Here is an 11,389-nt window from a genome sequence, read left to right on the forward strand (position 1 = left end):
GTCACCCCATCCTTTTTTATACCATGCCCGGTGGCTTTTGGCCAGTATTTTCATCACTTACCTCAAATGGAGATCTGTTTCCGGGCGTGAAGCTGTTCGGGCGTGATCAGCACCTCCCGCGGTTTGCTTCCCTCATAGGGGCCCACCACCCCCCGGCTTTCCATGAGATCGATCAGCCGGGCCGCCCGCGTGTATCCGATGCGCAACCGGCGCTGCAGCATGGAGGCGGAAGCCACCCGCGCCTCCACCACCAGCCGAACCGCTTCCGGATACAACTCGTCGTCCATCGCCCCCTCTTCCTCCGACTCCTTCAAATCGGGGATCATCTCCTCGTTATAACGGGCTTCCTGCTGCTCCTTCACAAATTGCACCACCGCCTCCACCTCCTTGTCGGAGACAAAGGCCCCTTGAACGCGGATCGGTTTGGGCGCCCCCACGGGCAGGTACAGCATATCTCCCCTGCCCAGCAATTTCTCCGCCCCGCCCATGTCCAGAATGGTCCGGGAGTCCACCTGGGAGGAGACGCTGAATGCGATCCGCGAAGGGATATTGGCCTTGATGACGCCGGTGATCACATCGACGGAGGGACGCTGGGTGGCGATGATCAGATGGATCCCCGCGGCCCGGGCCATTTGAGCCAGGCGGCAGATCGCGTCCTCCACATCCGCCGGGGCCACCATCATCAGGTCCGCCAATTCGTCGATGATCACCACGATATACGGCAGCGGATCCCGCTCCGGATCCCCCTCGATCATTTGATTATACCGCTCGATGTCCCGGGCTCCCGTCTTGGCAAACAGCCCGTAACGCTTCTCCATCTCGGCCACCACTTTTTTCAAAGCCACTGCCGCACGCCGGGCGTCGGTGACCACCGGGGTGAGCAGGTGGGGAATCCCGTTGTAGACGTTGAGCTCCACCATTTTGGGGTCCACCATCATCATTTTGACTTCGTTCGGTTTCGCCTTGTAGAGGAGGCTGGTGATGATCGCGTTGATGCAGACGCTTTTTCCGGACCCCGTCGCGCCCGCGATGAGCAGATGCGGCATCTTCGCCAGATCCCCGATCACCGGTTCCCCGGAAATATCCCGTCCCAGCACCAGACTCAACTTGGAGGGGGATTCGTGGTAGGCGGAACTTTCCAGCAACTCCCTGAGCCCCACCGTGGCGATTTCCGGATTGGGCACCTCGATCCCCACCGCGGACTTGCCGGGAATCGGGGCTTCGATCCGGATATCCCGCGCCGCCAGGGCGAGGGCCAAATCGTCCGCCAGATTCACAATCCGGCTCACCTTCACCCCGACCTCGGGATGCACCTCATATCGGGTCACCGCAGGCCCCCGATGGGCATGGGTCACCTTGGCCCGGACGCCGAAGCTTTCCAGGGTGGCTTCCAACTTTTTCGCCTTGGACATGATCTCCTGCTTTTCCTCTCCCCGATGGGGATTGCGCTGCTTCTTCAGGAGGGAATAGGGGGGCAGGCGGTATTCCGACGGTTCCGGATTCGACTGCTGGAAATGCACCTTGACGGACGCCTTCTCCCGGGCTTTCGGTTCCGGTTTTTCCTCCCATTCCTTCAGCGGAAGGGTGAGCTGCCGGGGACGGACCGATTCCGAAGAGGAGGAGAATTCCCGCTGATGTTCCTTCTCCATGAAATCGTGGATCACAGGGGCCTCCCCATCTCCCCCCGCCACCTCCCCGAGGGGCGGCGGGGCGGCCTTCTTCCGCTTCCTTTTTTTCCCGGAGGACGCTTTCCGCTTCAAGCGCTCCGCCAACTCCCGCTTCCACCCATGGAGCCGGCGACGCGCCCGTTCCCGGACGGAGCGGACCATCTGGACGAAGGAAAAGCCCGTCGCCAGCAGACTTCCCGCCAAAAACAGAGAGACCACCGCAATGGGCGTCCCCGCCTCATCGAACAAATACTCGAAGAGCGAGTATACCAAAGCGCCGATCATGCCCCCGCCGATATCCGTGGGAAGCTGCGCTTGGCGCTCCGCCAAGATCTTTTCCCAGGTGACGGCGAGAACCGTTTTCTCCCGGTCCTCCGGCCCGAGGGCGTCCATCATGCTCATGTGGTTCAGCACCAAAAACGCCAGGATGATCAGGACGACCCCGGTCCAGCGGGGGGACCATCCCGTGGGCCAACGCCGCTTCACCATGATGTAGAGGGACAAGATCATGCCGGTGAGGGGAATGATGAAATCCCAGGTTCCCACCAGAAACCGGGACAAATATGTGAGGGAGCGGCCGACCGCTCCCAGGCTGGCCATGGCGATCAGCGATGCGGTGAACAGGGCGATCCCGTACAGTTCAAAGTGGATGGCCCTTTGAATCTGTTCTTTTCTCTTTTTCTTTCCCTTGGACATCGATCTCACCTTTCCGGGCAAAGCCTCCGTTCCCATTATAACATGGAAACTGGCACAATCAGCCAATTGAAGGGGCAAATTTGTCCGAAGCAAAAAGAGGCCGAACCGCCGGAAAAACTCCGGGATCCGACCGTCTTTCCGTGGGGTCTCGGGTGCGGAAGAAACGGGGGCCTTTACGGGAGGGAGGGAACGAGCCTTACCCGGTTGCCCGGTTGAAAGCGGGGATCCAGATAGTGGCGGGGATCGGGGGAAAGCAGGCGGACAATCCGCGCTTCTCCGTTTTCCAGGATCTCCACCTGCATCGCCACGCCGCCGATGGACACATCCCGGATGCGGCGCTTCGGGGGAGACAGCGGATCCGTGTAGATCCATTCGGGAGGATAAATCGTGTAATGAATCATTGGACGGTCCCCCCCGCTTTCCTCGCTTCGATCAGCCGGTTCAACTCCGCCATGGCATCGGCCAATCCGCCCACCCGGTCGATCAATCCGTATTCCACCGCGTCCCGGCCGATCACATTGGTGCCGATATCCCGGGCCAGTTCTCCGGTCCGGAACATCAGCTGCCGAAACAGCTCCTCGGTGATGTTGGAATGGTTGACGACGAAGCGGATCACCCGCTCCTGCATCTTCTCCAGATACTCAAAGGTTTGGGGCACACCGATCACCAAACCCGTCAGCCGGATCGGATGAATGGTCATGGTGGCCGTTTCGGTGATGAAGCTGACATCGGCGGCCACGGCGATCGGCACGCCGATGCTGTGCCCTCCCCCCAGCACGAGGGAAACCGTCGGCTTGCTCATCGTGGCGATCATCTCGGCGATGGCCAAACCGGCCTCCACGTCCCCGCCGATGGTGTTGAGGGCGACAATCACGCCTTCCACCTGCGGATTCTGCTCCGCCGCGACAATTTGAGGGATGACGTGTTCATATTTGGTCGTCTTGTTGTGGGAAGGCATGACCAGATGCCCTTCGATTTGACCGATCACCGACAAACAAAAGATGTTGGATTCCAGCTGCGGAACATTGGACCCGCCCAACTGCTGAATGGCTTGAATCGTCTCTTTTTTCCTGTCCGGCTCCTCGATCAAAGGCTTTTCATTCCAAAACCCATCCACTTCAGTGTGCACCCCTTTTGCTCCGAAGTCCAAAAAATCCGTCCGCACGGGGGGCGCCACGGAACCGTCGCCTGCTCAACCCCCCGCCTTCCCACCTAGTATGCTCCGGGAGCATCCGTAATAAAAAGGGGACTTTCTTAAGCCCCGGAAATCAAAACAAAGGCGCAGCTTCCGCCGATCCGCCCGTGTCGCAAATCAGGGACGCGCCGGCCTGAAGCATCTCCCGGTGCAAATCTCCGCCCGCAAACAGCCTCCTGCCCGCAAGATGCTGTGAGCCAGCCATCTTTCCGGGGCGAAAGCAAGGCGGGCAACGTCCCAAGGCGGAGATGGAACCCGGTGAGGCGCGGGGTTCCGGCACGGGGGTGGGACCTGAAAAAGCCCTCGGTGATCGGGGGATCAGGCGTGCGGTATCTGCCTCGATGACCGAACATTGACTGCCTGGGCATCATGACCGGAATCGAACAAGGACAACACCCCGTGCATGGGATGGTTCCCGAAAGGACAAACGAAGGCCGACAATTTGCAAAACAGATCACACAGCCGCCCCCGGGACAGGGGAGGCCAAGAGCGCTGCAAACAGCCAATTCCTTCAAAATCAAAAAAAGCCGGCACCCGAAGGTGCCGGCTTTCGAACCGGGAATCAGACCTCCATGATGATCGGCAAAATCATCGGACGCCGCCTCGTCCGGTCGTACAAAAAGCGGCTCAAGGCATCCCGGATGTTGGTCTTGAGGGAAGCCCATTCGCTGACCCGGTTCCTCATGCATTTTTCCATCGTCTGCGTGACAATGCGGTTGGCTTCATCCAACAGTTGCTCCGATTCCCGCACGTAGACGAAACCGCGGGAAATGATATCCGGACCGGACAAAATCGTGCCGTTGTTTTTGCTCAGGGTGACTACAACCACCAAAATTCCGTCTTGTGACAACAACTTGCGGTCTCTGAGCACGATATTTCCGACATCTCCGACTCCCAAACCGTCAATCAACACATTGCCCGTGGCAATCTTGGGTCCGTAACGCGCCTTTCCGTCGGAAAACTCGACCGTGTCCCCGTTGTCGCAGATAAAAATGTTTTCCGGACGGATGCCAACAGACTCGGCAAGTTGGGCATGAGCACGCAGCATGCGATACTCACCGTGAATCGGGATAAAGTACTTGGGACGAATCAGGTTCAGCATCAATTTCAAGTCTTCCTGCGACCCGTGGCCGGATACGTGCACTCCGTGCTGGGACGTCGTGCTGTAGACGACATCCGCTCCGATGCGGAACAGCTGATCCACCGTGCGCGCGACCAACTTCTCATTCCCCGGAATGGGCGTGGCCGCAATCACCACGGTGTCGCCGGGAAGCACCTCCACCTTGCGATGAGACGAATGGGCCATCCGGGTCAAAGCCGACATGGGTTCCCCCTGGCTTCCCGTCGACATCACGGCCACCTTATGGGCGGGCAGCTTGTTGATCTCATCCGGATCGATCAGCAAGCCGTCCGGAACCCGAAGATACCCCAGCTCCATCCCGATGTTGACCACATTCACCATGCTGCGCCCCACAACCGCCAGTTTTCGTCCGTGCTTGTGGGCAGCATCCATCACCTGCTGAATCCGGTGAATGTTGGAGGCAAAGGTGGCCACAATGATCCGTTGCTTGGCCTTGCGGAACACCTCTTCCAGGGCTTCCCCGACCACCCGTTCCGAACCCGTGAAACCAGGCCGCTCCGCGTTGGTGCTGTCCGACATAAGGCATAAAACGCCTCTTTTTCCGATCTCAGCCATCTTGTGCATGTCCGCGGCCTGACCGTTCACCGGGGTGAGATCGAACTTGAAGTCCCCCGTGTGCACCACCAGACCTTCCGGCGTTTCCAGACAAATCCCCACCGAATCCGGAATGCTGTGGTTGGTCTTGAAGAAGGTGGCCTTGATCGAACCGAGCCTGACTTCCGAACGGCTGTGAATCAGAATCCGCTTCGTCTCGTTCAACAGGTGCGCTTCCCGCAGCTTGTGTTCGACAAGCCCCAAGGTCAATTTCGTCCCGTACACCGGCACATTCAGATGGCGCAGGATGTAAGGAAGAGCTCCGATGTGATCCTCATGTCCGTGCGTCAAAAGAATCCCGCGTACTTTCTCGCGATTTTCGATCAGGTACGTGATGTCGGGAATGACGACATCGATTCCCAGCATCTCCTCTTCCGGGAACATCAACCCCGCGTCGATCACCACGATATCGTCCCCGTACCGAACCACGTACATGTTCTTCCCGATTTCGTCCAACCCACCGAGCGCAAAAACGGTCAGTTTGCCTCGTGAGTTGAATCTTGTCAAAAAAATACCCTCCTGTATTCAGTTGTAAGTCACCCGAAACCGCACAAGCCACTTGCGTTCATTATACACGAACCGGGACGCCGGACGCAACAATCCGGAAAAACCCCTCCCCAACGAAAAACGCTTCGGGGAATCCCGAAGCGTTTTTCCGTGCCAAAATCAAATGTTCAGCCTGCGGAGCAGGTCTTCGATCCGGCGCCGCTCTTCCTCCGTCGGCGGGACGAGGGGGAGGCGCACGGTCGGATCGCACAATCCCTTCACATGCAAGGCGTATTTGACGGGAACCGGATTGGAAGTGATGAACAGGCCCTCAAACAGCGGATGGTACTCCTGGTGAATCCGGGCCGCCCGCCGCACGTCGCCGGCAAAAAAGGCGTCCATCATCTCCCTCAATTGGGATCCGACCAGGTGGCTGGCCACGCTGACGACCCCCACCCCTCCCACCGCCAGGACGGGCAACAGCAGCTTGTCGTCGCCGCTGTAGACCGCCACCCTATCCGGCACGCGGGAGGCCAATTCCGTCACCTGCGACAAGTCGCCGCTCGCTTCCTTGATCGCCACCACGTTGTCCATCTCTGCGAGGCGGACCATCGTGTCGACGGAGATGTTCATCCCGGTCCGTCCCGGGACGTTGTAGAGCATGACCGGGAGGGAAGTCGCCTCGGCGATCGCTTGGAAATGGCGGAACAGACCCTCCTGAGACGGCTTGTTGTAATAGGGGCCCACCAACATCACCCCGTCCACGCCGGCCTCTTCCGCCTCCTTCGTCAGCCGGATGGAGGCTTCGGTGTTGTTGCTGCCCGTTCCGGCGATCACCTTCACCCGGCCGTCCGCCTGCCGGCTCACCCGGCGGAACAACTCCAGCTTTTCCTCGTGGGTGAGCGTCGGCGATTCTCCGGTGGTTCCGGCAACCACGAGAGTTTCCGTTCCCGTGCGGATCAGATGTTCCACAAGTTCGGTAACCCGCCGCCAATCGACCGCTCCGTCCGGGGTGAACGGAGTGATCATCGCTGTCACCAGTCTGCCGAATTGCACGTCCGTCATCCTCCATTAATGATGTCTTGGCGGTCTCTCCGCTCATTGATAGTGAATCTTGTGCAGTTCAAACTTGCGGTGAAGGGCCCGGACGGCCTTATGCATGTCTTCCCCCCGCACCAGCACCCAAATGGTGGTGTGGGAGTCAGCCGACTGCAGGATCTGGATATCCTCGTCCGTCAAAGCCTCCACAATTTTGGCCATGACGCCGGGAACCCCCGCGATGCCGGCCCCCACCGCCGAAACCTTGGCGCAGTTCCGGTTAAGCTCCGCCTCAAAACCCAGGTCGCGCAAAAGAGCTTCGGCGCGGTCCGCCCACTCGTCGAAAACCGTGTACGCCACTCCGCTCGGATTGACATTGATGAAATCGATGCTGATCCCGTTTTCCGCCATCGCCTTGAACACTTTCAGTTGCAGGTCGTATTGCCCTTCCCCGGCATGAACCTTGATCTGGGTCACGCCCGGAACCTGCGTGATTCCCGTGATCAGCCGGTCATTCACTTCCCCGGCCAGGCGGTTCACTTCCCCCTGATTGGTCACCAGGGTGCCGGGGCTGTCGGCGAGGGTGGAGCGAACGCGGATCGGGACGTTGGTCTGCATGGCGATCTCCACCGCCCGGGGATGGATCACCTTGGCCCCCTGGAAAGCGAGGTTGCACATCTCCGTGTAGGTGACCGTGTTCAGGGCCACCGCGTCCTCCACGATCCTGGGATCCGCGGTCATGATCCCGTTCACGTCGGTGAAAATGTCCACCATCTCCGCGCCCAGGGCCACCCCGAGGGCCGTGGCCGTCGTGTCGCTTCCCCCGCGTCCGAGGGTGGTGATCTCCCCTTCGGTCGTCCGTCCCTGGAAACCGGCGACGATCGGCACCCGTCCCTTCTCCAGCTCCTGACGGACCCGGACGGGATTGACGGTGATGATCTGGGCGTTGGTGTGATCGTTATTGGTGATGATTCCCGCTTGCCCTCCCGTCAACACGCAGCAGTCAATCCCTTTGGACCGCAGAAGACTGGCCAAGACGGATGCGGAAATGATCTCGCCGCAGTGGAGAAGCAAATCCATTTCCCGGGGAGGGAGAGCATCGCCGTTGTTTTTGACCCATTCCAGCAAGGTGTCGGTTGCGTAGGGAGCCCCTTTTCTCCCCATCGCCGAAACCACGACCACCAAACGATACCCTTCATCCAAAGCGGTCCGGACATGGTGAGCCACCCGTTCCCGCAGCTCCGGCGTCGCCAGGGATGTTCCTCCGAATTTCTGAACCAGGATCTTCATGCCCTGCCCCCTTTTACCTGTCGGTGGAAATGAGAAGTTCGGCAATCTGTACCGCGTTGGTTGCTGCTCCCTTCAACAGATTGTCCGCCACAACCCACAGGTGAAGCCCCTTGGGGTTGTGCAGATCGCGGCGGATCCTTCCCACGAAAACTTCGTGGCGGCCGTCCGCCGTAAGGGGCATCGGATACACCTGCTCGTCAATGTCGTCCTGGACGATAATGCCCGGAGCGTCCGCCAAAATCCTGCGAACCTCCTCCGGATCGGCTTCTTCCTTCAGTTCCGCATAGACCGATTCGCTGTGACCGCGAAGGACCGGAATGCGCACGCAGGTGGCGCTCACCCGGATCGAGTCGTCCTCGAAAATCTTCTGGGTCTCCCGCACCATTTTCATCTCTTCCAACGTGTACCCGTTTTCCTGGGACACGTCGCACTGGGGAATCGCATTGAAGGCGATCTGGTAATGCTTGGACAGCTTGCTCACCGGGAGCACTTCGCAGGACACCTCTTCGCCGCTGATCACCGCCCGGGTTTGCCGCTTCAGTTCCTCGATCGCCTGCCAGCCCGAGCCGGAAACCGCCTGGTACGTGGAAACGATGACGCGCTCCAGTCCGTAACGGTCGCGGATCGGTTTCAAGGCGACCACCATCTGAATGGTAGAGCAGTTGGGATTGGCAATGATCCCCTTGTGCTCCCGAACCTTATGCCCGTTGACTTCGGGAACCACCAGGGGAACATCGGGATCCATCCGGAAAGCGTTGGTGTTGTCGATGACGACGGCGCCCCGTTTCACCGCTTCCGGAGCCAGTTTGAGGCTGACTCCCCCGCCGGCGCTGAACAAAGCGATGTCCACTCCTTCGAAGGCGTCGGGAGTGGCTTCGCGGACAACCACCTCTTCGCCCCGGAACCGAACGCTTTTGCCTGCGGATCTCGCCGATGCCAGGGGGCGGAGTTCCCCGACGGGGAACGAACGCTCCTCCAGGTTTTTCAGCATCTGTTCTCCGACCGCGCCCGTGGCTCCCACCACGGCGACTGTATAGGTTTTGGCCATGTGTGATCTCCCCCTCTCCCGAACATTAAGAGGCCCTTGTCTCCGCGCCTTTATCCCCTCATGGCAAAAAGGCGCCGGATGCTCCTGGCCGCGCCAAAAAGGAAGGAACCTGGAGGCCGTCCTTGATGCCGGCAACATCCGGTCCTCCAGGAGATGTCCCATCCGAAAGGGTTGGTGCTAAAACCCTGCACCTTCCTTTCATCCGGACACCGCAGCCCCCCTTGCCGGAGGGGCGGTGAACGCGTCAAGTCTCTCTCTATTATGAAGTCAAGTAGCGATATTTTTCAACTATTAACGGTTGCAGCTGTTTTCCCTCCATTGCCGCGGCGCAGGTTTCCGGAATCAATTCCATGCGGGCGACCATGGAGTTGGGCTTCTTTTCGGGATTGTCCTGGCCGAAGGGAACGAAGTAGATGTCCCTCGCCGGCAGAAGGCGGGCCAGGTTGACCGCATTGAGGCCGAGGGCATCGTTGGTGGAGATCGCCACCACCACGGGACGGTGATTCCGCATTTGGGCTTTGGCCGCCATGAGGACGGGACCGTCGGTCAAGGCATTGGCCAAGCGGGCCAGGGTGTTTCCGGTGCAGGGGGCGATCACCAGACAATCCAGCAACTTTTTCGGGCCGATCGGCTCCGCTTCCGGAACGGTCGTGATCATCGGCTCGGAAGTGATCTCCCGGATCTTGGCAATCCACTCCTCGGCCTTCCCAAAACGGCTGTCCACGTTGGCCACCGTGTACGAAAGGATGGGAATCACCTTGGCGCCGAGCTGTACCAGACGCTTCATCTGCGGCAAAACCTCGTCATGGGTGCAATGGGAACCCGTCATCGCAAAGCCGATAGTTTTTCCCTCGAAATTCATCGCTCCCCTTTTCCTCCCTTTCCGTCCTGTTCGGACAAATCCTGGACTATGGTCATCGCGAGAATGCGTCCGGCCGTTTTCGGGGCGACGAGTCCCGGCAGGCTGGGGGCGAGCAGAGCCTTGATTCCCCTTTTTTCCGCGTATCCGAAGTCCACTCCCCCCGGTTTGGAAGCCAGGTCGATGATCACCGCACGGTGGGGCATGTGGGCAATCACGCGGGATGTGACGACAAGTGCCGGTATCGTGTTAAACAAAAGATCCACATCCTCCACCTGATCGGAGAGCTCCTCAATCTGAAAAGGGGTGAGCCCCATCTCATACGCCCGGGCAAACAACTCGCTCTGCCGAACCCCTACGCGGACCTTGGCGCCCAATCCGTGGAGCGTTCGGGCCAGCGTCATGCCCACCCTTCCCAACCCCAGCACGATGCAGGCGGAGCCGTGGATGGTGATGTCCGTGTTTTGAATGGCCATCATCAAAGCCCCTTCCACCGTGGGAATCGAATTGTAGATGGCGACATCGTCCCTTTCCAGCAGCTCCACCAAGCGCTTGCCGCGTTTCTCGCAAAGATAGCGCAGATAGGGTTTGGCCATCCCGGCGTAGATCACCGCCTGCTCCGGCAGCGCCTCGATCAGTTCCTCGGTGAGGACCAGCGTTTTTTTCGTAAAGATGCTTTCCACATTTCCGCGGTCATCCGTGCCGACAATGGGAAGGATCAAAACGTCCACCGTCTTCATCAGATCGGGGGTGAGCTCCCGGTTCGTCGCTTCGATGAACGGATTTTGCAGATTGTCAAATCCGACGAGGCTCACACGGGCCCGCAAATCGATGCATTTCTTGATGATTTCCAACTGCCGGGCATCTCCCCCGAGAAAGACGATATGTTTGCCTGACAGCATCGCCGATACCCCTTTCCCCCTGCGCCCCAGGCGGCTTGATCAGTTCTCACTGCCTGATCCCATATTATGAAAGGGGGGAGGCTTCGGTTACCCGTCCGGATGAGCTCCTGCCATCAAAAAACGAGCCCGCAACGCGGGCTCGAGATTGATGACAAACCCCCTGGCTCTTTTCGCAAGAAAAGCGCCAGGGGTTGCATGTTTATGGGGAATAAACAGATAAAGGAAATTAGATTTGGTAAATTAGGCGGATCACAAAGCCTTTTCCTCTCTTCGAGAGGAGCAAGGCCATTTTTTTGATGTTTTGAGCCACGGCAATAAGGAGGCATTGCTCTCTGACTTTGGCAAGCCCCCTGTAGCGTGCATAACGAAGCCCATGAAGTTCTTTGGCGTCAGCGAAGCTGCGCTCAATGGTCTGACTCCGTCGTTTATACAGTTGTTTGCCCCTTTCACTTAAACGGTTTTGACGTGCCCAC

Annotated in this window: 10 protein-coding genes; all 10 read right to left on the bottom strand. The window is 59.0% G+C overall.

All coding sequences use genetic code 11. The features are described from left to right. Positions 1-62: 62 nt before the first annotated feature. The gene (locus BM063_RS14870) at positions 63-2,363 is read right to left on the bottom strand and encodes an FtsK/SpoIIIE family DNA translocase (protein WP_092040768.1); all 2,301 of its coding nucleotides are present in this window, start codon (positions 2,361-2,363) and stop codon (positions 63-65) included. Between the two features lie 173 nt (positions 2,364-2,536). Next, positions 2,537-2,764: a YlzJ-like family protein gene (locus BM063_RS14875; RefSeq protein ID WP_092040770.1), complete on the bottom strand. Its 228-nt coding sequence runs from the start codon at positions 2,762-2,764 to the stop codon at positions 2,537-2,539. Next, positions 2,761-3,480 (bottom strand): ClpP family protease, encoded by a 720-nt coding sequence (locus BM063_RS14880; protein ID WP_143085385.1) that lies wholly within the window; start codon positions 3,478-3,480, stop codon positions 2,761-2,763. The genes BM063_RS14875 and BM063_RS14880 overlap by 4 nt, the downstream gene beginning before the upstream one ends. A gap of 640 nt (positions 3,481-4,120) precedes the next feature. Further along, positions 4,121-5,800 (bottom strand): ribonuclease J, encoded by a 1,680-nt coding sequence (locus tag BM063_RS14885; RefSeq protein WP_092040776.1) that lies wholly within the window; start codon positions 5,798-5,800, stop codon positions 4,121-4,123. A 159-nt stretch (positions 5,801-5,959) separates the two neighbouring features. Beyond that, on the bottom strand, positions 5,960-6,844 hold the full coding sequence (gene dapA / locus BM063_RS14890; RefSeq protein ID WP_092040779.1) for a 4-hydroxy-tetrahydrodipicolinate synthase: 885 nt from the start codon (positions 6,842-6,844) through the stop codon (positions 5,960-5,962). 33 nt (positions 6,845-6,877) lie between these two features. After that, entirely contained in the window at positions 6,878-8,107 is a 1,230-nt protein-coding gene (gene dapG, locus BM063_RS14895) for an aspartate kinase (protein ID WP_092040782.1), read from the bottom strand. 13 nt (positions 8,108-8,120) lie between these two features. Then, positions 8,121-9,155: an aspartate-semialdehyde dehydrogenase gene (locus BM063_RS14900; RefSeq protein WP_092040785.1), complete on the bottom strand. Its 1,035-nt coding sequence runs from the start codon at positions 9,153-9,155 to the stop codon at positions 8,121-8,123. 259 nt (positions 9,156-9,414) lie between these two features. Beyond that, on the bottom strand, positions 9,415-10,017 hold the full coding sequence (locus tag BM063_RS14905; RefSeq protein ID WP_092040789.1) for a dipicolinate synthase subunit B: 603 nt from the start codon (positions 10,015-10,017) through the stop codon (positions 9,415-9,417). Next, positions 10,014-10,916, bottom strand: coding sequence for a dipicolinate synthase subunit DpsA (dpsA, locus tag BM063_RS14910; protein ID WP_092040792.1), 903 nt, complete (start codon positions 10,914-10,916; stop codon positions 10,014-10,016). Before dpsA ends, BM063_RS14905 begins: the two co-directional genes overlap by 4 nt. 226 nt (positions 10,917-11,142) lie before the next feature. Further along, the coding region (locus BM063_RS14915) for a transposase (protein ID WP_245752299.1) at positions 11,143-11,389 on the bottom strand (247 nt) is incomplete at its 5' end.

Source organism: Planifilum fulgidum, assembly GCF_900113175.1.
GTDB lineage: Bacteria > Bacillota > Bacilli > Thermoactinomycetales > DSM-44946 > Planifilum > Planifilum fulgidum.